Origin of the sequence: Micrococcus sp. H39-S4 (assembly GCF_027158145.1) — a bacterium.
In the GTDB taxonomy this organism is placed as follows: domain Bacteria; phylum Actinomycetota; class Actinomycetes; order Actinomycetales; family Micrococcaceae; genus Micrococcus; species Micrococcus luteus.
Map to the genome: position 1 here is coordinate 140,797 of NZ_JAPVLT010000003.1, position 21,898 is coordinate 162,694.

The following is a 21,898-nucleotide window of genomic DNA, read 5'->3' on the forward strand; positions in this document are numbered from 1 at the left end:
CGGTCGACAAGGTCTGGGGGTCAGTCCGGCACGTTGCGGCCACGCCGGAACGCGGACACGCTGCGGTGGCCGGCCACGCTGAACCGCCACGGGAAGCGCACGGAGCCGCCCTCCCCCGAGACGCCGACGCGCGGGCCCGTCACGACCTCGATCGGCGGCTCGGCCGGATCGCGGGGCGCGGGCGGGGCCAGGAGGAAGCGGGCGGGCGCGGCCGGCGCGGCGAGGCGGGCCGAGGTGCCGCCGTCGTCGGCCACCTCCGGCGGCGCGGCGACGATCTCCACGGGCGCGTGGCCCATCTCCAGGGTGATGCCGAGGCCCTGGCCGAGGTTGCCCGGGCCGGAGAGCAGCTTGGGGCCGGTGTCCCGGCCACGGCGGGCCACCGCGAGGTCCCCTCCCGCGAGCACCTCGGCCGCACGCAGCAGCACACCGCCGGCCTCCCCCTCGGGGTGGCCGACCAGGTTCAGGCAGCGGTGGATGCCGTAGTTCAGGTACACGTACGTGCGCCGCGGCGGCCCGAACAGCGCGGCATTGCGCTCGGTGCGACCGCGGAACGAGTGGGCGCCGGGGTCCGCGCCCGCGTTCCCGTACGCCTCGGTCTCGGTCAGCCGCACGGTGACGGCGCCGTCCGGGGCGACGACGGTCAGCCGGCACCCCAGCAGCGTCGCGGCGAGCGTGGGCGAGGGGCTGTCGAAGGCGGCGGCGAGACGCTCCGGGGTCACGGCAGGGGCCCCGCGGCGGGCAGCACCATGGTGTCGATCAGCCGGACGGGCGGCACGTGCGCGGCCACGAGGGCGAGGGCCTCGCGGCGCAGCGGCTGGCACAGCAGCTCCGGACCGAGCTCGGCGAAGGTGTCCCGGTCCACCACCACGAGGTGGTCCAGCTCGACGCCCGGCTCGTCCTCGACCATCCGGCGCGCGGCCTGGACGTCGACGGGTTCACCGGACGCCGCGGCGTCGGCCAGGGAGCGCAGGGCGCGGCTGAGGACGAGCGCGTGCTCCAGGCCCGCGGCGTCCAGGCGGGTGTTGCGGCTGGAGAGCGCGAGGCCCTCGGGCGAGCGGACGATGGGCACGGCGCGGACGTCGACGTCGATGTCGAGGTCCGTGGCCAGGCGGCGCAGGACGGTGAGCTGCTGCGCGTCCTTCTGGCCGAAGTAGCTGCGCAGGACCGGCGCCGCCGGGCGCACGATGTTCCACAGCTTCGCCACGACGGTGGCCACGCCGTCGAAGTGGCCCGGGCGGGAGGCGCCCTCGAGGACCTCCCCCATGCGGCCGGCGGAGACGGTGACGATCGGCGCGTCCGGGTAACCCGGGTACATCTCCTGCACGTCCGGGGCGAACACGACGTCGGCGCCCGCCGCCGCCAGCAGGTCCAGGTCCGCGTCGAGGGTGCGCGGGTAGTGCTCCAGGTCGGCCGGATCGCCGAACTGGAGCGGGTTCACGAAGATGCTGACCGCGACGACGTCGTTCTCGGCGCGGGCCCGCCGCACCAGGGCCGCGTGGCCGCCGTGGAGGGCGCCCATCGTGGGGATCAGGCCGACGGTGACGGGCTCGGCGTCGCCGTCGTCCGTGGCGTGGGCGACGAGCTCACGGAGAGCGGAGCGCATCTCGGCGACGGTCCGGGCCAGACGCGGGCGCGCGGAGACGCCGTCGGCCTCGGCCGTCACGGGAGCGGGGAGGGCGTCCTCGAGGGTCAGGCCGGTGCCGGCGGGGACGGGGCGCTGGTCGGGGACGCGGTCGAGAGGGGTCACCCTCCGAGTCTAGGCACGGGGCCTCGGGGAGGACTTCCGCCTCACCACGCGCATCTGGTCCAAGGCCTGAGCCGCGGGCCGGATTCGGCCCCAAACGCGCGACGCCGGCCAGTCCCGTCAACGGGACCGGCCGGCGTCGTGCTCGGGTCGGGCTCAGGCGTCCTTCGCGGTGTCCTTCACCTGGCGGGCGGCGTCCTGGGACTCCGCCTTGAGGTCCTGCGCCGTGTCCGTGCCCTGCTCCTTGAGGTGGGAAGCGGCCTCGGCAGCCGACTCCTTCACGCTCCCGGCGGCCTCGCGGGCGGCGGGCTCGAGGTCCTCGCGCAGCTGCTGGGCCGCCTGCTTGGCCTCGTCCACCAGCGGGGCGGCCTGCTCCTTGAGGCCCTCCGCGGCGCGCTGCTCCACGCGTGAGGCGGGGATCAGCGAGCTGAGCAGCAGGCCGGCGCCGAAGGCGATCAGCCCGGCGGCCAGCGGGTTGCCCGCGGTGCGGCCGCGCAGCTGAGCCGGGGCCTGCTGCAGGGCGAGCTGGGCGTCGTCGGCCCACTCGGACACGCGGTCGCCGGCATCGCCCAGGCGGTCCTGGGCCTGGCCGGCAGCGTCGTACGCGGAGGCCCGGGCGTCGTCGATCACCCCGTGGGCGCGATCGCCCAGCGAGGGCTCGTGGCGGTGCTGCTCCGGGGAGCCCATGATGTTCTCCTTCGCGTGGATGAAGCCGTCCTTGATGCGGTTGGTCTGCCGGGACACGGCCTTCGTGGGGCTCACCTTCTCGGCGAGGGCGTCCACGTCCTGGCCGAGCTCGCGGCGCGTACGCTCGATGTCGGCGCGGATCTCATCGGGGTTGTTGCTCGTGGTCATCGCGTCTCCTTCGCGGGGTTCAGGGTCTCGGGGATCTCCTGAAGCGTCTCCTGGGTCTGCGGCAGACCCTTGATCTTCTCGATGTCCTTCTTGCCCTGCACGGCCAGCACGGCCGCCACGACGCCCCACAGCACGGCCACGATCAGCGCGGCCCAGCCGATCGGCAGGAACACGTCGAGCAGGTGCATCAGGGCGAGGGACAGGAACATCAGCAGGAAGAAGCCGCCGACGGCGGCGCCGGCCAGCAGCCCCGCCCCCTTGCCGGCCTTCTTCGCGGACTCGGTGGCCTCGGCCTTGGCCAGGGCGATCTCCTGGCTGACCAGCGTCGACAGCTTGGCCGACAGGCTCTGGAACATCTCGCCGAGGCTCTCGTGCTCGGCGCGGAACTCCGCCTGCGTGGGCGGCGGGGTGTGCGCGCCGGAGTGCGGCGTCGCGTCGCGGAACGGCTCGTGGGCGGTGCTCATGCGTCACCCCCGGGCCGGGTCTGGTCGAACGGCCGCTCGGCGGTCAGGCCCTGCTGGACCGGTGCCTGCGTGCCGTACGGGACGTCCCCGACGCCGGCCGCGCGGCGGGGCCCGGCGCCGTCCGCGACGCGGCCGTCGGCCTGGGAGAGCGAATCGCTCGAGTAGGCCGGGGCCTGCGAGTCCAGGTGGTGCGGAGTCACGTCCGCGTGCACCGCGTCCGGACGGGTCTCGTGACGGCGCGGCGAGGTGGAGGCGGTGGAGTCGGGCTGGGCGGCGTCGCGGATGCCGCGCGTCAGTCGACCGGCCACCAGCCCGGCGCCCAGGGCGAGGGCCAGGAACGTGCCCGGACGGCGAGCGGCGAAGCCGCGCACGTCCTGCAGCAGGTCCTGCGGGGAAGCGGTCTCCAGGCGCTGGGTCAGGGCCTCGGCACGGTCCGCCACCGAGGCGACGCCCTGGCGCACCAAATCGGTCTGCGGCTGCTCACCGGAGACCACGCGGTGCAGGTCGTCGGTGTAGCTGCGCACCTGGCCCGCGAGCCGCTCCTGCTGGGTCTGCACCTGCGCGCCGACCTGCTCCTGGGCGGAGCCGACCAGCGACTGCACCTGGTCAGCGGCCTCGTCCTTCACCTGGCCGGCCTCGTGCTTGGCGGTGGCCGCGAGGTCCTGGGCCTTGTCCTTGGCGTCGTGGGCCACGGCCTTCGCCTGGCCCTGGGCCTCGCCCGCGGCCTGCTGGGCCTTGCCCTTCGCCTGGTCCTTGGCGTCACGGCCCTCGGCTGAGGAGCCGTGGGCGTTCTTCGGCGTGTTCGTCGTCATGCTGTGCCTTCCTTCGTCCGGGTCGGCGTCCCTCATGGCCGGCCCTTCTGGCCGTCCACGTCACCGGGTCCACCGGTCTTGAGCGCCAAGGTAAGCACCGCAGGGACCCTGCCGGAAGACCTCGGGTCCGCCGGGATCGGTCGACGCAACACGCGTGCCGCCGCGCCCCCCACCGGGCCGGGCGGCGCGACGGCGTCGTCTCCGGTCGGGACGGGGTCAGCGCACCTTCAGGCCCCGCTGGGCGGTCTTGCCGACGCCCCGGCCCGGGTGCTCCTTCTTGCCCTGCATCCAGACGTCCACGGCCTGCACGCCGAGGTCGGGGTGGTCGGTGAAGAAGCCGTCGATGCCGGCGTCGAGGAACGGCTGGATCATGCCGACCATGTCGCCCTGTGCGTTCCGGTCCGTGGAGGAGCGGAACTCCGTGTAGAGGAACTGGTTCTCGGCGCGGAAGGTGTACGGCACCACCTCGAGGCCCGCGCGGTGGGCGAGGGAGACGAACGCGGTCTCCTCGCCCATCGAGCCGTCCTTCTCCTTGGTGATGATCTGCGCGAAGGCCGGGCCGAGCGTGTCGACGCCGGCCGCGCGGATCTCGCGCATGCCCGCGGCGGTCTCGTAGAAGTCGTAGTCGCGGAGTTCGTCGCCGGCGGCCACGGAGTCATAGGGTGCGCCGGTGACGCTGGAGAGGAACACCGTCTCGGCCTTGAGGCCGAGGTTCTCGTTGAGATCGCGCAGGTTGGCGAGTTCGAAGGACTGCACGGTGGCGGGGGCGTTGCGCTTGTTCAGGCCGTGCTCGTCGAGCAGCTCGACGACGCGCTCCTCCATGGACAGGCCGATGGAGTCGAAGTAGGTGGGGTGCTTGATCTCGGGGATGACGCCGATCTCGCGGCCGTGCCGGGCCGAGAGGCGCTCCCGCAGCTCGAGCACCTCCTCGAAGGTGGGCACCTGGTACCGGCCGTCGTAGGACGCGGACTCGGGGCGGACCTGCGGCAGGCGCTCCTTGGCGCGCAGGGTCTTGAGCTCGGCGAGGGTGAAGTCCTCGGTGAACCAGCCGGTGAGGGCCACGCCGTCGACGACCTTGGTGGTCCTGCGGTCCGCGAACTCGGGTCGCTGGGCGACGTCCGTGGTGCCGTCGATCAGGTTCTCGTGGCGGACCACGAGCACGCCGTCCTTGGTGGAGACCAGGTCCGGCTCGATCACATCCGCGCCCTGGGCGGCGGCCAGCTCGTAGGCGGCCAGGGTGTGCTCGGGGCGGTAGCCGGAGGCACCACGATGACCCACGACGTCGGGACGCACTACGGGCTTGCCCGTGACGGACTGCGCGGCGGCCGGGGTCTCCGTTGCGGCGGGGGCGGCGACGGCCGGGGCGGCCAGCGGGGCGCTGACGGCGACGGCGGCGGCGAGGGCCACGAGGCCGCGGGCGGCGTGACGACGGACGGAGGTCATGGAACGGTCCTTTCCGGGGGGGATGACCGCTCCAGTGGGCCAGATCCGGGTGTCGGCCGGGTGGCCCCCCTCCGGCCACAGCCGGCCCGTCCGGTGAACAGCCGGTGACGGGCGGCTGATCGGAGAGGTTCAGCCGCCCGTCACGATGCGCGGCACCGGGCCCGGCGACTCAGCCCGCCGTCGACGACGGCCGCGTCAGTCCCAGCGTCTCCGGGGCCGTCGGGGCGCTGTCGCCGAGGACGTGCTCGCCCAGGAAGCCGAGGACGACCTCGTACCAGACCTTCGCGTGCTGCGGGGCGAGGATCCAGTGGTTCTCGTGGGGGAAGTAGAGGAACCGGTGGTCGGTGGTGCCGTCCGCGGCGGCCGGCCGCCCGGACTTCGCCAGCAGGTCCGACCACAGGCGCAGCCCCTCGCCGATCGGCACGCGGTAGTCCTTATCGCCGTGGATGACGAGCATCGGGGAGACGATCTCGCCCACGAACCGGTGCGGAGAGTTCTCCTGCTGCATCTGCTCGTCCATCTCGCGGGCCCAGTAGAACGCGGCGTCCGTCGTCGGGCCGAAGCCGTCCAGCGCCCACAGCGAGGCGTGCGTGACCACGCACCGGAACCGGTCGGTGTGCCCGGCCACCCAGTTCGCCATGTAGCCGCCGAACGAGCCGCCCATGGCGGCGGTGCGGTCGCCGTCGACGTCCTCACGCGCCACGACGGCGTCCGTGAGCGCCATCAGGTCCGTGTAGGGCGCCTGGCCCCAGCGGCCCCAGCCGCGTTCGATGAAGTCCTGGCCGTAGCCCGTGGACAGCGCCGGGTCCGGCAGCAGCACCGCGTAGCCGCGCGCCGCCATGATCCACGGGGTCCAGCGCCAGCTCCACGCGTTCCACGAGCCCAGGGGCCCGCCGTGGATCCACAGCAGCAGCGGGTGACCGCCGGCCGGCGCCTCCCCCTCGGGGAGCACGAGCCAGCCGCGCACGTGCGTGCCGTCCTCGGCGACGGTCTCCACGTCCTCGAGGGTGCCCGGGATCGCGGGGCGCTCCACGGGGTTCGGCAGGCGCGTGGTCTCGCCCGTGGCCAGGTCGATCCGCGCCACCTCCGGCGGGAACAGGTAGGAGGAGCGGACGCCGTAGGCCGTGGCCCCGTCCGGGGAGAGCACGATGTCGGTCCACGCCTCGTCCTCCCGGGTCACCTGCGCGACGGCGCCGGTGGCCACCTCGATGCGGAACACCGGGCGGCGGCCCTCGGAGTCCGCGAGCGCGATCACCGCGGAGTCGTCCGGCAGCCACGCGACGACGTCGGCCCAGCGGTCCCAGCCGTGGGCCAGGGGCGTGGTCTGGCCCGTGGCCGTGTCCATCACGTACAGGCGCGGGTGCACGGCGGAGTGCGGGGTGGAGTCGGGGGTGCGGACGACGACGGCGCGCGTGCCGTCATGGCTGACGGGGCCGACGGCCACGTCCTCACCGGGGACGTCGTGCAGGACGCGGTGCTCGCCCGTGGCCAGGTCCACGCGCACCACCGTGCCCTCGCGCACGTTGCCGCGAGCCTCGGCGGTGGCGGCCGTGGTGAGCAGGAACGAGCCGTCCGGGGCCACCTGCGCGCCGATCCCGAACGCGTGGGAGCGCGGGAATCCGGAGACGTGGCGCAGGTGGTGCGCCACGTCGTCGGCCTCGGGAGCCAGGCCGGAGGCGGCGGGGCCGGGCTCGGCGGCGTCGGCGTCCGTGGCGGGCTCACCCTGCGGGTCCGGGCCGGGCTCGAGGACGAAGAGCTCGGGGCGGGCGGGGCCGAGGTCGTGGTCCCAGAAGCGGATGGGGTAGCCGGTGTGCAGGATGGCGTCCACACCGGCGTCCTTGCGGGTCTGCGCGAGGGCCGCGTGCTCGGCCTCGGTGGTGGCGCCGAGCAGCCGGTCCGCCGTGACGACCACGCGGTCCGCCGCAGAGGCGCACGTGACCGCGGCGACGCCGCCCGGGCGGGAGAGCACCACGCGCGCCTCGCCGCCCCGGGCCGGCAGGGCCCACAGGGCGCTGCGCTTCTCGGCCTCGGCGTCGGCGGGGTCGGGACGGGCGGAGGTGAAGAAGAGGGTGCCGTCCGCGGCGAACTGCGCGCCGGCCTCGCCCTCGCGGGAGCGGGTCAGGCGGTGGGCGGGGCGCTTGCCCGCGGGGTCGACCTCCCAGAGGGCGGTGGCGTAGCCGGTGCCCTTTGCGTCCCGGGCGGCGACGGTGGTCACCAGGCGGGCGCCGTCCGGGCTGAGGGTGAGACCGGCGACGCGCGGCAGCGCGGTGAAGGCGTCGAGGTCGTGGAAGGGGGTGGCGGGGGCGGCCGGGGTGTCCGGGGTGGAGGTCATGCGTTCGTTTCTATCGGCCCGCACGTGATCCGGGCAACACGGAGGGCGGCGGGGTGGTGGCGTCGACGGCGGGCCGCCCCGGTGCCCGCCGCGCCTCAGGCGCCGGGCCGCGTGCCGGCGTCGGCCCGGATCTGCTGGAGCTGTTCGCCGAGCCAGTCGACGTACCCGCCCATCCACTCCCCCGTGGCCTGGTGGTTCCAGCTCTGGCCGACCACCGGCTGCGGGAAGACGACGGCGTCCGAGAGGGTGTCCCGCAGCGCGAGGGCGGGCCCCTCCTCATCCGCGACCGTCACCCACTGCATGCCGTGGCGCGCACCCAGGTGCTCGCCGAGCAGCACCGCGACGACGTCCAGCAGCACCGCCAGCTCCTCGGGGTCCAGCTCCTCGGCCTCGGCCTGCGAGCGGGCCAGCACGGCGTCGTAGTACGCGGCGACCGCGTCCAGGTCCAGGTGGTCCACGCCCTCCTGCGCGGCGAAGTCGCGACGGACGCGCACCCACTCCCGCTCGGGCTCGGTCAGGGGGCTCATCTCGGGCTGGTCGGTCATGGCCTCCATCCTGCCAGGCGCGCCGGGCGCCACCGTCGCCGGAACAAACGGTGCCGGCCGCGCTTTCGTTCGAGAAGCGGCGGCGTGTCGCAGCGCTTTCGTTCGAGAAACGGCGAGGAACCGGGGGGACACACCGCCGGAGGCCTGCGATCCCCCAGCGGGAGCACTCGTGGACGCGCCCGATGTCGTGCCGCCAGCGACGAGGCGAGCGTGCGGGCCGTCGTCGTCCGCCGCCCCCGACCGGACTTGAGACACTGGCCCCATGCGCATCATGACCGTCTGCCTGGGGAACATCTGCCGCTCGCCCGCCGCCGAGGCCGTGCTGAACCGCAAGCTCGCGGAGGCCGGTCTCGACGACGTCGAGGTCACCTCCGCCGGCACGTCCGACGAGCACGTGGGCGCCCGGCCGCATCACCTCACCCGCGAGGTCGGCGGCGAACTGGGCTACGAGTTCCCGACGGTGGGGGTGCAGCTGTCCGCCGACCTCGTGGACGAGGCCGACCTGATCCTGGTGATGGACGAGGCCAACCTCGCCGACGCGCGGCGGCTCGCGACCACGGACGAGCAGCGGGACCGGATCCACCTGATGGGCGAGTTCGCGTCGGATGCGGACAGCGCCGGGGTGCGCGAGGTCCCCGATCCGTACGGGTGTCCGCGGCCGCAGTTCGAGGAGATGTACCGGCAGATCGAGGACGCAGCAGACGGCGTCGTCGCCGCGATCCGCGACGGCCGCCTCTGACGGCCGGGGCGCGGCCCCGGACCCGCCGTTTCCCGAACGAAAACGGTCCGGGACCCGCCGTTTCCCGAACGAAAGCGGGGGGCGGGGGCGGCGGGGGGTCGGTCAGTCGTCGTGGGGGTCGTCGGAGTCGTCGAGGACCTCTCGCAGCCGCGCCGCCGTGTCCGCGCGCAGGGTGCCGCGGGTCTCGGCGCGGTCGGTCGTCGCGCGGGCGAGGGTCTCCCACACGGCCCGCACGTCCGGGGGCAGTCCCCCGGCCTCGAGCTCCCCGAGGGTCTCACGGTGGGTCCGCAGCGTGTCGACGTCACCGCGGGCCACGGGGCCGGTGAGGGCGCCGTCGCCGTCCGTGAGCGCGTTCTCCAGCGCGGCGGTCATCAGTGAGCGCAGCACCCGCACCGGGTCGGCCACCCCGATCGTCTCGAGGATCTGGCGGGCCTGCGCCGTCAGCGTCACCAGGTGGTTCGACCCGTGGGACAGCGCCAGGTGGTAGGCCGCCCGGTCGGCCTCCTTCACGACCACGGGCTCGCCGCCCATCTCCACCACGAGCGCCTGGGCCACGGGCAGCACCACGGGGTCCGCGGTCACGCCGAACACGCAGTCCTGCAGCCGGGCGACGTCGAGGCTCAGCCCCGTGAACGTCATGGCCGGGTGGATCGCCAGGGGGATCGCCCCGTGCGCGCGCACCGGCTCCATCACCCCCACCCCGTAGCGGCCGGAGGTGTGCACGAGCAGGTGGCCGGTCTGCACGTGGCCCGCGGCGGCCAGGCCGGCCACGAGCTCGCCCAGCGCGTCGTCCGGGACGGCGAAGACGACCATCTCGGAGCGGCGCAGGATCTCGGGGATCTCCAGGACGGGCACGCCCGGCAGGAGCATCTCCGCGCGGTCCCGCGAGGCCTCGGAGACGGCGTGCACGCCCGTGATCGTGTGGCCCGCCGCCCGCAGCGCCGAGCCCAGCACGGCCCCCACACGGCCCGCGCTCACCACGCCGACGCCCAGCCGCCCGGGCCGCTGCGCCGGGTCGTGCGGGTCCAGGCTCAGGTCGAGTCCGCCGGTCATCGCTCCTCCTCGCTGCGCACGGCGGGGATGTCCGCCCCGCTCTCCTCCCCGACGACGGCGCCGCCGCCGACGCCGGCCCGCGCCAGTTCGCGGCGGCCCACCTCGGTGGCCGCGACCTCGCGCGTGCGCTGCTCGAAGCGGGCCAGTTCCTCGGGGCGCATCCACTGGTCGCGGTCGGCGAGGCGACGCGAGACGGCCGCGTGCCGGGCCTCCCGGGCGTACAGGTCCACGGCCACGTCCTCGTCGAGGTCGCGGACCACGGCCTTCACCCCCGCGACCCACACGCGCACCGTGGCCAGACCCAGGCGTCGCTGCACCGGGCCCTGCGCCAGCTCGGCCGCCTGCATGCGCTCGTGCTGGAGGGTCTGCAGCCGGCGGTTCAGCCAGCCGCTGCGCACCACCAGCAGGGACCGCGTCGTCGTGAAGCCGGTCCGCCGCCAGGCGAACCAGTTGAACCACCACCTGCCGCGCCGCGGCACGTGTTGGAAGCCCCCCTCCGTGCCGGAGCCGTGCACGCCGAGGTGTATGAGCCCGGCGGGGGTCAGCCCCTGCGCGGCACGCGCATCACCGTCCAGGCCCGGGTCCGGTGCCACGACCGTGAGGACGCGGAGCACGTCCTCCCACGGGCCGACGGGCAGCGCCACGTCCCGGGCGCCGTCGGACTCCTGCAGGTAACCGGCCACCGCCATGTTCACCCGATACCAGCCGAAGGGCCGCCAGAACAGGGGCTGGGAGACGGTCACCCCCTGCACCCGCCCCGGCGGGACGGTCTGGTGGGTGGTCTCGGTGAGCCCGTGCCGCAGTCGCAGCCCGTCGGTGGAGCGGCGCACCTGGAAACCCCAGCCGGCGTTCAGCCGGGACCACGCGACGCCGGCCACGGAGAACAGGGCGGGCAGGGACGCGGCCGCGCCGATCCCGGTCAGGGTCTCCCCCTCGTCCAGCACCGCCTCGGGCAGCAGCGCGACCACGAGGGCGAGGCCGCCCAGCCAGATCAGGGACCCGGCCAGCACCCCCAGCACACCTCCGGAGAGCAGGACGGAGCCGAGGAGCCGCCCCGCGGGCACCTGCAGCATGAGTTCGCCGGCGTCCGCGTCCGCGGCGTCGGCGTCGGGGAGGCCGGGCTCGGCCGCCCGCTCCGGCGCGGACGCGTCCGCCCCGGCTCCCCCGAGCATCCCCGACGCGCGGTCCAGGATCTCCCGGCGCACCGCTTCGGCCTCGGCGCGGCGCAGGAAGGACAGCTCGAGCGCGGACTCGCCGCCGTCGGCCGCCTCGACCTTCACCGTGGCCAGCCCGAGCAGCCGAGCCACGAGGGGGTGCTGCAGGTCCACCGCCTGGATGCGGTCGTAGCGCATCTGCCGGCGGCTGCGGAAGAGCCAGCCCTGGCGCAGCTCGATCCGGTCCTCCCCGCAGCGGAACCGGGTGAACCACCAGGAGAAGAAGAACACGAGGCTGATCAGCAGGGTGACCCCCAGCAGGATGCCGCCGGCCACGAGCAGGCTGCCGTCGCCGCCGCCCGGGGCGTCCTCCCCGCTGAGCCGGCCCGCCGCGAAGTCCTCCACCGCGTTGCGGCCCGCGAAGAACAGGATCAGCAGCAGGAAGGTCCAGCCCCGCACCCAGGGCGAGGCGGGGTGGACGCGGACCCAGCCGGCGTCGTCGGCGGGGGGCGGGGCGGCCGCGCTCACAGGCCCGCCAGCCGCGCCTGGCCGCGCGCCATGAGGACTTCGCGCAGCTCCTCGGCCCTCTCGCGGGGCACGCCCTCCAGGGTGACGTCCCCGCCCGCGGCGGCGGTCTTCAGGGTGAGGGTCTGCAGCCCGACCCGGCGCAGCAGCGGACCGTCCGACACGTCCACGTACTGCAGGCGGCCGTACGGCACCGCGTGCACGCTGCGGAACAGGATGCCCTCGCGCCACAGGACGTCGTCCTCGCGCTCGGCCCAGCCCATCGCGCGCACGCGCCGCGGGATCAGGATCAGGTCCACGATCCAGGACACGACGACGACGGCCGGCAGCCCCCACGCGACCCACGCGGCCATCCCCGCCCACGGGCCGGTGAGCTTGAGGATCAGCGGCACGGAGAACGCGGCGAGCCAGATCAGGTGGCCGATGGTCGTGGCGATGAGCTTCACCGTCGCCAGCCGCGGCGAGGCCGGCGTGAAGGCCACGCCGCTCAGGTCAATGCCGGGCACGGGCATACCCTCCTTCCGTCTCGGGACGGGCCGGTCGGCCCGGGGACCCATCCTGCCCACGACCGCCCTCGGGCGCATCCTCCTCAGGCGGGATCCGGCACCACCGTTCGACGATCAGCCCCACCACCAGCAGGACGAGGCCGCCGACGGCCTGCAGGGCGGCCTCCCGCACGGTCGGTGCCTCCACGCCGGCCCGCAGCAGCACCTGCACCGCCACCCCGGCGTGCCACCCGCCGAGGGCCGCTCCCGCGAAGCCGGAGGCCTGGCCGAGCACGAGGGTGCGGGCCGCGGCGAGCGGGTCCATCCGCGCGGCGGCGGGCTTCTCCCGGTCGCGGCGCACCCGCCAGCCCAGCGCGAGGCACAGCACGGAGACCGCGGCCACGGTGATCAGGCCGCTGCGGCCCACCACGGGCGCCGGCCAGCCCAGGGACGGCGCGGCGAGCCCGGCCAGCCAGCCGAGCACGGCGGCCACCAGCACCACGAGCAGGGTCCACCCGGAGCGCAGCGCGATCACGTGGCCTCCCTCCCGAGGGCGTCCGGGCGCGCGGGGCGGAGCGGGGCGACGTCGTCGGTGCCGGCCAGCAGCCGGTGCCGCTCGGGCTCCTGACGGCGCACCCCGGGGGCGTCCGCGGCGACGGCGGCGAGGTCGGCGACGGGCGTGCCGGCGAGCGTGGCGTCCGCGTCGAGCCACAGCCACGGCAGCAGCACGAAGGCCCGCTCGGCCGCGCGGGGGTGCGGCAGGGTGAGGTCCGGGTGGTCGCTGCGCACGTCTCCGTAGGCGATCACGTCCACGTCCAGGGTGCGCGCGCCCCAGCGGACCTCACGCCGCCGATGGTGGTCCTGCTCGAGCCGGTGCGCCACCGCGAGCAGCTCCCACGGCGCGAGGTCCGTGCGCAGCGTGACCACCTGGTTGAGGTAGTCGGGCTGGCCCGGCGGCCCGCCCACGGGTGTGGTGACGGCCCGGGGCGAGGCCCGGACGTCCGTGATGTGCGGCAGCGCGGACAGGGCGGCGACGGCGGCGTCGAGCGTCTGCGCGGGCTCGCGCAGGTTGGCGCCGAGGGCCAGCACGGCCGCGACGGGCGCGTCCGGGCGGGCGCCCAGCTCGGGGATGGGCGCGGGGCCCTCGGCCGGGTGCGACCAGTCGACGGTGCTCACGCGAGGTCCTCCCGGGTGCGGTGCACGGTGACGGCGGCGTCCGCGAAGTCGTGCGGGATGGGCGCCTGCGGCTTGTGCACGGTGACCTCGACGGCGGCCACCACGGGCTGCTCGGCGAGGACGGCGCGGGCGATCCGGTCGGCGAGGGTCTCGATCAGGTCCACCGGCTCCCCGGTGACGAGGCGGACCACGGTGTCCGCGACCTCGGCGTAGTTGGCGGTGCGCGCGAGGTCGTCGTCGGCCGCGGCGGGGCCGGCGTCGAGGTGGAGGACGACGTCCGTGACGAACGGCTGCCCGTCCCGGCGCTCGTGGTCGAAGACCCCGTGGTGCCCGACGGCGGACAGCCCGGCCAGGCGGATGCGGTCCCGGGCGCTCACGGCAGCACGTCCTCGGAGACGGGCTCACCCGGGGCGTGCGCCCCGACCCAGGCGGCGGCGGCGCGGACGGCGTCGGCGCTGGCGCGCACGTCGTGCACGCGCACGCCCCACGCGCCCTGGGCGGCGGCGAGGGCGGAGATGGCCGCGGTGGCGGCGTCGCGCGCGGCGGGCGGGGCCGGGGTGCCGTCGTCGTCCGCCAGCAGCGTGCCCAGGAACCGCTTGCGCGAGGCGGCGACGAGCACCGGGTGGCCCATGGCGCGGAGCCACTCGAGGCCGCGCAGCAGCTCCCAGTTCTGCTCGCCGGCCTTCGCGAAGCCCAGGCCCGGGTCGACGATCAGCTGCGCGGGCTCGACGCCCGCGGCGAGGAAGCGGCCGGCCACGTCCCGCAGCTCGCACACGACGTCCGGGACGGTGTCCTCGTAGACGGCCAGCCCGTCCATGGTCTGCGGGTTCCCGCGGTTGTGCATGAGGATGTACGGCGCGCCCGACGCGGCGATCAGCGCCGGCATATCCGGCTCGTGGGCGAGGCCGGAGACGTCGTTGACGATCACCGGCCCCAGCGCCAGGGCAGCCCGGGCGGTGGCGGTGTGGCGCGTGTCCACGGAGAGGACGACGTCCTCGGCCAGCAGCGCCTCGATCACGGGCAGGATGCGCTCCTGCTCCTCGGCCGGCGGCACGGCGCGGGCCCCGGGGCGGGTGGACTCCCCGCCCACGTCCACGATGTCCGCGCCGTCCGCGACCATGCGCCGGGCGTGCTCGACGGCCGCGCGGACGGTGGCGTGCTCCCCGCCGTCCGAGAACGAGTCAGGGGTGACGTTGAGGATGCCCATGACCAGGGTCCGGCCCGCGGGCAGCCGCCCCAGCAGGGCGCGGTTCGCCTCCCGCGCCGCCGCGTCGATGCTCTCGTCCACGTGTCCTCCTCCGCCGTCGGTGGTCCTCAGCCGTGCATGATGAGGCTCATCGCCTCGGAGCGCGTGGACGGATCCCGCAGCTGGCCGCGCACCGCCGAGGTGACGGTCTTCGCGCCCGGCTTGCGCACGCCGCGCATGGACATGCACATGTGCTCGGCCTCCACCACCACGATCGCCCCGCGCGGGGCCAGGTGCTCCATGAGCGCCTCCACCACCTGCGTGGTCAGCCGCTCCTGCACCTGCGGACGCCGCGCGTACAGCTCCACGAGACGGGCCAGCTTGGACAGCCCCGTCACGCGGCCCTCGGCGGAGGGGATGTAGCCGATGTGCGCGGCGCCGTGGAACGGCACCAGGTGGTGCTCGCACGTCGAGTAGAACGGGATGTCCTTCACGAGCACGAGCTCCTCGTGCGCGATGTCGAACGTGGTGCCGAGCACCTGGTCCGGGCTCTGGTGCAGGCCCGCGAAGAACTCCGCGTACGCCTTGGCCACCCGCGCCGGGGTGTCCGCCAGGCCCTCGCGGTCCGGGTCCTCGCCGATCGCCAGCAGGATCTCCCGCACCGCCGCCTCGATGCGGGGCCGGTCGACCGCGGTCGAGTCCGGGTCGAACGTGCCGGGGACGGCGTCGTCGGGGGTGTGGGCTGTCATGCGGGCCTCCTGCGCGGTCAAAAGGTCGGTCCCTCGCCGGGGCCCGGCGTGTTGCTCGGACCGCCGTGCGGCGGCAGGCCGGGGCCGGCCGCGTCCCCGCCCAGCGACGACGGCGGCGCACCCTCCGGACGCACCGGCACCGTGGTGCCCTCGACGCCGACGGGGGTCTGCTCCCCGCCGTCGTGGCGCGAGCGGCGCTCGGAGGGGGAGAGGACGGGCGGGATGTCCTGCGGGAGCCGGTCGTCCGAGGCCAGCCACACGCCGCGCTCGGGCCGCTTGCGGACGTCCGCGAAGATGGCGGCGATGGCCTCCTGGGTGAGCGTCTCCTTCTCGAGCAGCTCGTAGGCCAGCCGGTCCAGGACGTCCCGGTTCTCCGTGAGCACCCAGTGGGCCTCGGCGTGGGCCTGGTCCAGCAGGGTGCGGACCTCGGCGTCCACCAGGTACGCGAGCTCCTCGGAGTACTCGCGGGAGGAGCCGCCGGGGGCACCGCCCACGAAGGGCTCGGAGCTGCCGCCGCCGAGCTTGACGGCGCCCACCTTGGCGGACATGCCGTACTCGGTGACCATCTTGCGGGCCGTGTCCGTGGCCTTCTGGATGTCGTTCGCGGCGCCCGTGGACGGGTCCTTGAACACGATCTCCTCCGCCACGCGCCCGCCCATCGCGTACGCGAGCTGGTCCAGGAGCTCGTTGCGGGTGACGGAGTACTTGTCGTCCTCCGGGACCACCATCGTGTAGCCCAGGGCGCGGCCGCGGGGCAGGATCGTGATCTTGGTGACCGGGGCGGAGTTGCGCAGCCCGGCCGCGACGAGCGCGTGGCCGCCCTCGTGGTAGGCGGTGACCTTGCGCTCGTGCTCGTTCATCAGGCGGGTGCGCTTCTGCGGGCCGGCCATCACGCGGTCCACGGCCTCGTCCAGGGCGTGGTTGTCGATCACGTTGTTGTTCGAGCGCGCCGTGAGCAGCGCGGCCTCGTTGATCACGTTGGCCAGGTCCGCGCCCGTGTAGCCGGGGGTGCGCTTGGCCAGGGAGCGCAGGTCCACGTCCAGGGCGATCGGCTTGCCCTGCGCGTGCACCTCGAGGATCCTGGCGCGGCCCTCGAGGTCCGGGGCGTCCACGGGGATCTGGCGGTCGAAGCGGCCCGGGCGCAGCAGCGCCGGGTCCAGGACGTCCGGGCGGTTGGTCGCGGCGATCATGATGACGTTCGTGGAGGCGTCGAAGCCGTCCATCTCCACGAGCATCTGGTTCAGGGTCTGCTCGCGCTCGTCGTTGCCGCCGCCGATGCCTGCGCCGCGGTGCCGGCCGACGGCGTCGATCTCGTCCACGAAGATGATGGCGGGGGCGTTGGACTTGGCCTGCTCGAAGAGGTCGCGCACGCGCGAGGCGCCGACACCCACGAACATCTCCACGAAGTCCGAGCCGGAGATCGAGTAGAACGGCACGCCGGCCTCACCGGCCACGGCCTTGGCCAGGAGGGTCTTGCCCGTGCCGGGCGGGCCGTAGAGCAGCACGCCCTTGGGGATCTTGGCGCCCACCGCGCGGAAGCGGTCCGGCACGGTGAGGAACTCCTTGATCTCCTGGAGCTCCTCCACCGCCTCGTCCGCGCCCGCGACGTCCTTGAACAGCACGTCCGGGTTGTCCTTGTTGATCAGCTTGGCGCGGGACTTGCCGAACTGCATGACCTTGCCGCCGCCGCCCTGCATGCGGGACATCAGGAACCAGAACAGCAGTGCGATGAGCAGGAACGGGACCATGAAGCCGAGCAGCGAGAGGAACCAGTTGCTCCGCACCGGCTCGTCCGTGTAGCCGTCCAGGGCCGAGTCGTCCACCGCGGTGACCACGTCCGTGGCGCGCGCGCTGGCGAAGTAGAAGTAGACCTCCTTGCCGAGGTCCCGGTCGTCCTGCTTGTAGGGCTCACGCAGGGTGAGGTCCACGCGCTGGTCCCCGTCCACCACGCGGGCCTGCGCGGCCTTGTCGTCCTTCAGCAGGGCCATGCCCACGTTGGTGTCCACCATGGTGCGGCCGCTCTGTGACGTGGTCAGCGGGATCGCGACGGCGAGGACCAGCAGGCCCAGCAGGATCCAGACGTAGGGCTTGTTGAACAGCTTCTTCACGGTCCGAGTGTCTCCTGGTCTGCCGCGGGGGCCGGGCTGCCCGGGGCGGCCGCCGTGCGGCCGGGGCCGGCGAAGGGCCGACGTCGCGCCCGGGTCAAGCCCCCACGGTACCGGCCCGGCCCGGGTGGCCGCTGACTGTTCGCGTCAGGTGGACAGGGCGCGGGCGGTCGGCCGGGGTCGGCGTCGGCCAGCGCCGTCCTGACGCCCACCGGGAATGCGGGGGGTCGGAATGGCGCGTGGATCGCACCTCAGAGCGACCGCTCGCGTGACAGGAACGCTGGCGCTGCGACCGCGCCCCTGCGTCCCCGCCTGCACAGACCCCCGTGCACCCGCATCCCTCCCCAGGCCGGCGGCGGCTCAGGACGCCGCCCGCTTTACCGCGCCAGGCTGGCACCATGCGTCACCCCGCCCCGCTTCCCGCGGCCTTGCTTCACGGCCCCTTCACCGCCGCGCAGGCGAGGGCCGCCGGCATCGACCTCAACCGGCTGCGTCGCTCCGACGTCGAACGCCTCGCCCGGGGCCTCTACCGCCGGCGTGAGGTCACCCCGGCCGCCGTCGAGCGCCCCGCGGCCGGCTCCTCCCCCTACCGGTGGAGCACCCCGCTCTCGGCCACCCAACACGAGCTCCTGCTGCGACTCGCCCGGCACCGCGCCACCACGGTGGTGTCGCACCAGACCGCGGCCCGCGCCCGGGAGATCTGGCTGCCGGAGCGACTGGACGCGGGGGACGACGTCCACGTGAGCCGCCCGCGAGACCGTGGCCAGCTCTCCCTCCCCGGCGTCACCTCCCACCGAACAGCGCTCCCGCCCGCGGACGTGGAGCGCGTGCGGATCGGCGGCCTGGCCTGGTACGTCACCGCCCCGCCCCGTCTCTGGGTCGACCTCTCGGCCCTGCTCGACGACGACGAGCTCGTCATCCTCGGCGACCATCTCGTCCGCCGGGCGCAGCTGTCCGGCGGCCCGGACGCCGCCGAGCGGACCCGGGCGGCCCTGGCCCAGGCGGCCGAAGCGAGCCCGTCCGCGCACAACCGACGACGACGGCTCCGCACCGCCGCCACACTGGTCCGGGTGGGGGCGCACTCGCCGAAGGAGACGCGGCTGCGGCTCGCGCTGAGGGCCGCCGGGCTCCCCGAGCCCGCACTGCAGCTCGAGGTCTGGGACCCGGAGTTCTCCCTGCACCACCCCGCGACGGCGGACCTGGGCTATCGGCAGGCGAGAGTGGCCCTGCACTACGACGGCGGCCACCACGGCGCGGATCGCCAGATCGACCGTGACGTGCAGCGCAACGCGGCCTTCGAGCGACGGGGCTGCCGGAACATCACCGTGTCCTCCTCCGACGCTCGCCGCGGATTCACGCGCGTGATCGTGGAGGTGCGCCGTCACCTCGGGGACGCCGGCGACCTGTCACGCAAGGAGTCGGAATGGGGCGTGAATGGCACCTCAGAGCGACCGCTCACGTGACAGGTCGGTCACACCTGGCCTGGCCACTCCGGGCCGGGCCCCCGGTCAGCTGTAGACGTGCGGGGCGAGCGTGCCCACGAAGTCCAGGTTGCGGTACTTCTCCGCGTAGTCCAGGCCGTAGCCCACCACGAACTCGTTGGGGATGTCCCGCCCGACGTACTTCACGTCGATGTCCACCTTCATGGCCTCCGGCTTGCGCAGCAGGGTGCAGATCTCGACCGAGGCCGGGCCGCGGGACTCCAGGTTGGCCTTGAGCCAGGACAGCGTCAGGCCGGAGTCGATGATGTCCTCGACGATCAGGACGTGCCGGCCCGTGAGGTCCGCGTCGAGGTCCTTGAGGATGCGCACCACGCCGGAGGACTTGGTGCCGGAGCCGTAGGAGGAGACCGCCATGAAGTCCAGCTCCACGTGGGAGTGCAGGGCGCGGGTGAGGTCGGCGACCACCATCACGGCGCCCTTGAGCACGGCGACGATGAGCAGGTCCTTGTCCGCGTAGTCGCGGTCGATCTGGCGGGCCAGGTCCGTGATCGTGTCCTGCACGTCCTCGCGGGACATGAGGACGTGGCTGAGGTCGTTCTGGACATCCTGTGCGTCCATGCGCCGCTCCTGGTGAGTGCTCGTGCGGGAATGCCGGGCCGGGCCGCAGTCAGGGACCGGGCAGGCAGGGGATGAGGTCCAGTCTGGCACACGCCCGATGCGCGGCCACCCCGCCGGGCAGCTCCACCGGACCGGCCGACGTGCCCCCCGCGCGGGCGCCCGTCACGAGGGCGTCCGCCGCGAGGATCCGTTCGCGGGGCGGGGCCTGCCCTCCCGCGGCGCGGGCGGCGCGCGCGATCACGCGGTGGCGCACGGCGGCGGGCAGCGCGGCCAGGGCGTCCAGGTCCAGGGAGACGACGCGCGGGTCCCGGGCGGGCGGGTCGACACGCAGCCGGGCGACCTCGTCGCCGGCCCAGGCGTCGAGGGCCGCGGCGTCCTCGGCCGCGATGGCCGCGGTGCGCACCAGCCCGGCCCGCACACCGGGGCCGAGGCCGGCGTCGGGGTCCTCGAGTGCGGGCAGCACGCGGGTGCGGACCCGCGAACGCAGCAGCGCGGGATCGCGGTTGTGCGGGTCCTCGAACCAGGTCAGCCCGGCCCAGCGGCAGATCGTCTCGGTGTCCGCCCGGGTCAGGCCCAGCAGCGGGCGGGCGACGGCGGCCCCGCCCGGCAGCGTCCCGCGCGCCGGGATCCCCGCGAGGGACCGCGTGCCGGAGCCGCGCGCGAGCCCGAGGAGGACCTGTTCCGCCTGGTCGTCGGCGGTGTGGGCGGTGAGGACGACGGCGGCGCGCCCCTGCCCCGCGTCCCGGGCGGCGGCGGCGAGGGCCTCCCGGCGGGCACGCCGGGCGTCGGCCTCGGGGCCGTCGCCGGTGCGGGCCACCTCGACCCGCGTGACGGTGACCGGGGTCAGACCGAGGATGCGGGCGACGTCGGCGGCGGCCGCTGCCACCGCGTCGCTGCCCGACTGCAGCCCGTGGTCCACCACGGCCGCGCCGATCGGGCCGAGCCGCGCACCGTCCCGGGTGCCCACGAGGACGGCGCAGGCCACGGCGAGCGCGAGGGAGTCGGCGCCGCCGGAGAGGGCGACGAGCCCGCGGGGGCGATTCCCCGCCCGGCCCGGCCCGGCATCCGCGCGACAGGACCCGTCGCCCGCGAGGGCCTCCCGCACCGCCGCGACGGCCCGGTGCAGGGGCTCGGGCCAGCGGGTGCGCGGCGGCCATGCGCCGACCGCGGGCAGGCCGCCGGCCCCGCCCGCCGGCGTCGGCCCCGGGTCCCGCGCCTCAGGCCTGGGCACGGATGCGCGCCACCCACGTCTCGGGGGCGTGGAGCTCGGCCTCGCTCGGCAGCAGCTCGGGGGCGTCCCAGACCACGTTGAACCCGGCCATGCCGAGCTGGGCCACGGCGGCGGCCACGAACCTCTGGCCGTCGCGGTACTGGGCCATCTTCGCGTCCATGCCCAGCACGCGGCGGAGCATGCGGTCCAGGGGCGAGCGGCGGTCGCCGCGCTCGTCGAAGCGGCGGCGGATGGTCTTGACGGAGGACACGACGGAGGAGTCGACGCCGTCCATCACCACGTTCGCGTGCCCCTCGAGCAGGGACATCACGGCCGTCAGCCGGGACAGGCGCTCCCGGTCCTCCTCGTCCTGGATCGCACCGAGCAGGCCCGGCGTGGGGCGGGCCGGGGCCGCGTCCTGCGCGTCGTGTCCGTCCCGCGCCCCAGTCCGGCCGGCGTCGGCCTCCCGACCCAGCGGGTTCGCCGCCGCGAGCGCGGTGCGCAGGCGCTCGGGCAGGGACTCGGCCTTGTCGAACAGGCCGACGGTGAGCGCCGTGATCTCGGCCCGCAGGTGCTCGCGCAGCCAGGGCGCGGCCGCGAACTGCACGCGGTGGGTCTGCTCGTGCAGGCACACCCAGAGGCGGAAGTCCGCCGGGTCCACGTTGATCTCCGCGCGCACCTGCGCGACGTTCGGGGCCACGAGCAGCAGGCGTCCGCCGGCGGGGCCGGCCGCCGTCCCCCCGGGGCCGGGCAGCGCGATGAACGGGTCGTACTGGCCGAGGATCCTCCCGGACATCCAGGCGAGGATCCCGCCCATCTCCAGGGCGGTGGCGTGCCGGGTGACGCGGGTGGTGGCGGCGGCGTGCTCGCGGGGCCGGGTGTCCCGCAGATGCGCGAACGTGGGGTCCAGCAGGGTGGCGAAGGACTGGGTGGCGGCGCGCGACCAGGTGGGGCGGTCCACCACGAGCACCTGCGAGTCGCGCAGGTCCCGTGCCGCCTCGAGCCCGGTCAGGCGGTGGACGTGCGGCACGGCGGCCTCCGCGGCGGCGCGCAGGCCCTCTGCCTCGCGCGTCGCCTCCCGCGGCGTGAACCGGGGGCCGGCGGCGGCGAGGGACCGTGCGGTCCGTGCTGCGAAGGCCCAGTCCACCGGGTGGGCGACGGCGGGGCCCGGCTCGGCGGGGGCGCCCGGCTCGGCGTCCGCGGCGGCGCGGGGGCGGTCGGTCGCGTGGTCGTCGCTCATGGGCTCCATCAGATCACAGGC

Annotated in this window: 22 protein-coding genes; 2 read left to right on the forward strand and 20 right to left on the reverse strand. The window is 75.1% G+C overall.

Features of this window, described 5'->3' with window-relative positions; all coding sequences use genetic code 11:
• Window positions 1–20: 20 nt before the first annotated feature.
• The 8 genes from O3T09_RS04475 to O3T09_RS04510 all read right to left on the reverse strand — a co-directional run bounded on the left by O3T09_RS04475 (window position 21) and on the right by O3T09_RS04510 (window position 8,195).
• Window positions 21–719, reverse strand: a complete 699-nt coding sequence (locus O3T09_RS04475) for a DNA-3-methyladenine glycosylase (protein WP_136939885.1) — start codon at window positions 717–719, stop codon at window positions 21–23.
• Window positions 716–1,747 (reverse strand): pantoate--beta-alanine ligase, encoded by a 1,032-nt coding sequence (panC, locus tag O3T09_RS04480; RefSeq protein ID WP_036338460.1) that lies wholly within the window; start codon window positions 1,745–1,747, stop codon window positions 716–718. Before panC ends, O3T09_RS04475 begins: the two co-directional genes overlap by 4 nt.
• 153 nt (window positions 1,748–1,900) lie before the next feature.
• Window positions 1,901–2,599 (reverse strand): DUF3618 domain-containing protein, encoded by a 699-nt coding sequence (locus O3T09_RS04485; protein ID WP_036338457.1) that lies wholly within the window; start codon window positions 2,597–2,599, stop codon window positions 1,901–1,903.
• Window positions 2,596–3,063, reverse strand: coding sequence for a phage holin family protein (locus O3T09_RS04490; protein WP_036314802.1), 468 nt, complete (start codon window positions 3,061–3,063; stop codon window positions 2,596–2,598). The genes O3T09_RS04485 and O3T09_RS04490 overlap by 4 nt, the downstream gene beginning before the upstream one ends.
• Window positions 3,060–3,875, reverse strand: a complete 816-nt coding sequence (locus tag O3T09_RS04495; RefSeq protein ID WP_020625303.1) for a CsbD family protein — start codon at window positions 3,873–3,875, stop codon at window positions 3,060–3,062. Before O3T09_RS04495 ends, O3T09_RS04490 begins: the two co-directional genes overlap by 4 nt.
• A 216-nt stretch (window positions 3,876–4,091) precedes the next feature.
• The gene (locus tag O3T09_RS04500) at window positions 4,092–5,318 is read right to left on the reverse strand and encodes a glycerophosphodiester phosphodiesterase (RefSeq protein WP_044659881.1); all 1,227 of its coding nucleotides are present in this window, start codon (window positions 5,316–5,318) and stop codon (window positions 4,092–4,094) included.
• Between the two features lie 169 nt (window positions 5,319–5,487).
• Window positions 5,488–7,650 carry a S9 family peptidase gene (locus tag O3T09_RS04505; RefSeq protein WP_102708237.1) on the reverse strand — a complete coding sequence of 721 codons (2,163 nt, stop codon included), beginning with the start codon at window positions 7,648–7,650 and terminating at the stop codon, window positions 5,488–5,490.
• A gap of 95 nt (window positions 7,651–7,745) precedes the next feature.
• Window positions 7,746–8,195 (reverse strand): DUF3806 domain-containing protein, encoded by a 450-nt coding sequence (locus O3T09_RS04510; RefSeq protein ID WP_095353926.1) that lies wholly within the window; start codon window positions 8,193–8,195, stop codon window positions 7,746–7,748.
• 262 nt (window positions 8,196–8,457) lie between these two features.
• On the opposite strand from O3T09_RS04510, the gene O3T09_RS04515 reads away from it, so the two are divergent.
• Window positions 8,458–8,934 (forward strand): low molecular weight protein-tyrosine-phosphatase, encoded by a 477-nt coding sequence (locus O3T09_RS04515; protein WP_070708525.1) that lies wholly within the window; start codon window positions 8,458–8,460, stop codon window positions 8,932–8,934.
• A gap of 102 nt (window positions 8,935–9,036) precedes the next feature.
• On the opposite strand, the gene O3T09_RS04520 is transcribed toward O3T09_RS04515, so the two are convergent.
• The 9 genes from O3T09_RS04520 to ftsH are packed head-to-tail and all read right to left on the reverse strand — an operon-like array spanning window position 9,037 to window position 17,370.
• On the reverse strand, window positions 9,037–9,987 hold the full coding sequence (locus O3T09_RS04520; protein WP_101965655.1) for a Rossmann-like and DUF2520 domain-containing protein: 951 nt from the start codon (window positions 9,985–9,987) through the stop codon (window positions 9,037–9,039).
• Entirely contained in the window at window positions 9,984–11,669 is a 1,686-nt protein-coding gene (locus O3T09_RS04525; protein WP_101965656.1) for a PH domain-containing protein, read from the reverse strand. Before O3T09_RS04525 ends, O3T09_RS04520 begins: the two co-directional genes overlap by 4 nt.
• The gene (locus O3T09_RS04530) at window positions 11,666–12,178 is read right to left on the reverse strand and encodes a PH domain-containing protein (protein WP_020625296.1); all 513 of its coding nucleotides are present in this window, start codon (window positions 12,176–12,178) and stop codon (window positions 11,666–11,668) included. Before O3T09_RS04530 ends, O3T09_RS04525 begins: the two co-directional genes overlap by 4 nt.
• The gene (locus O3T09_RS04535) at window positions 12,159–12,686 is read right to left on the reverse strand and encodes a DUF3180 domain-containing protein (RefSeq protein WP_036337195.1); all 528 of its coding nucleotides are present in this window, start codon (window positions 12,684–12,686) and stop codon (window positions 12,159–12,161) included. Before O3T09_RS04535 ends, O3T09_RS04530 begins: the two co-directional genes overlap by 20 nt.
• Complete coding sequence (folK, locus tag O3T09_RS04540; protein ID WP_020625294.1) at window positions 12,683–13,327, reverse strand: 2-amino-4-hydroxy-6-hydroxymethyldihydropteridine diphosphokinase; 645 nt, start codon at window positions 13,325–13,327, stop codon at window positions 12,683–12,685. The genes O3T09_RS04535 and folK overlap by 4 nt, the downstream gene beginning before the upstream one ends.
• Window positions 13,324–13,704 (reverse strand): dihydroneopterin aldolase, encoded by a 381-nt coding sequence (gene folB / locus O3T09_RS04545; protein ID WP_020625293.1) that lies wholly within the window; start codon window positions 13,702–13,704, stop codon window positions 13,324–13,326. The genes folK and folB overlap by 4 nt, the downstream gene beginning before the upstream one ends.
• The gene (gene folP, locus O3T09_RS04550; RefSeq protein ID WP_020625292.1) at window positions 13,701–14,615 is read right to left on the reverse strand and encodes a dihydropteroate synthase; all 915 of its coding nucleotides are present in this window, start codon (window positions 14,613–14,615) and stop codon (window positions 13,701–13,703) included. Before folP ends, folB begins: the two co-directional genes overlap by 4 nt.
• A 26-nt stretch (window positions 14,616–14,641) precedes the next feature.
• Complete coding sequence (folE, locus tag O3T09_RS04555; protein WP_010079671.1) at window positions 14,642–15,262, reverse strand: GTP cyclohydrolase I FolE; 621 nt, start codon at window positions 15,260–15,262, stop codon at window positions 14,642–14,644.
• Window positions 15,263–15,279: 17 nt separating this feature from the next.
• Window positions 15,280–17,370, reverse strand: a complete 2,091-nt coding sequence (gene ftsH, locus O3T09_RS04560) for an ATP-dependent zinc metalloprotease FtsH (RefSeq protein ID WP_041104656.1) — start codon at window positions 17,368–17,370, stop codon at window positions 15,280–15,282.
• Between the two features lie 395 nt (window positions 17,371–17,765).
• On the opposite strand from ftsH, the gene O3T09_RS04565 reads away from it, so the two are divergent.
• Window positions 17,766–18,830 carry a type IV toxin-antitoxin system AbiEi family antitoxin domain-containing protein gene (locus O3T09_RS04565; RefSeq protein WP_020625289.1) on the forward strand — a complete coding sequence of 355 codons (1,065 nt, stop codon included), beginning with the start codon at window positions 17,766–17,768 and terminating at the stop codon, window positions 18,828–18,830.
• A gap of 45 nt (window positions 18,831–18,875) precedes the next feature.
• Here the strand turns inward: O3T09_RS04565 and hpt are convergent, their stop codons facing one another.
• From hpt to O3T09_RS04580, 3 genes are read right to left on the reverse strand one after another with little or no spacing between them, the layout of a single operon-like run.
• Window positions 18,876–19,427 (reverse strand): hypoxanthine phosphoribosyltransferase, encoded by a 552-nt coding sequence (gene hpt / locus O3T09_RS04570; RefSeq protein WP_020625288.1) that lies wholly within the window; start codon window positions 19,425–19,427, stop codon window positions 18,876–18,878.
• Between the two features lie 49 nt (window positions 19,428–19,476).
• Window positions 19,477–20,658, reverse strand: coding sequence for a tRNA lysidine(34) synthetase TilS (gene tilS, locus O3T09_RS04575; RefSeq protein ID WP_036316223.1), 1,182 nt, complete (start codon window positions 20,656–20,658; stop codon window positions 19,477–19,479).
• The gene (locus O3T09_RS04580) at window positions 20,645–21,877 is read right to left on the reverse strand and encodes a zinc-dependent metalloprotease (RefSeq protein WP_020625286.1); all 1,233 of its coding nucleotides are present in this window, start codon (window positions 21,875–21,877) and stop codon (window positions 20,645–20,647) included. Before O3T09_RS04580 ends, tilS begins: the two co-directional genes overlap by 14 nt.
• Window positions 21,878–21,898 lie beyond the last annotated feature (21 nt).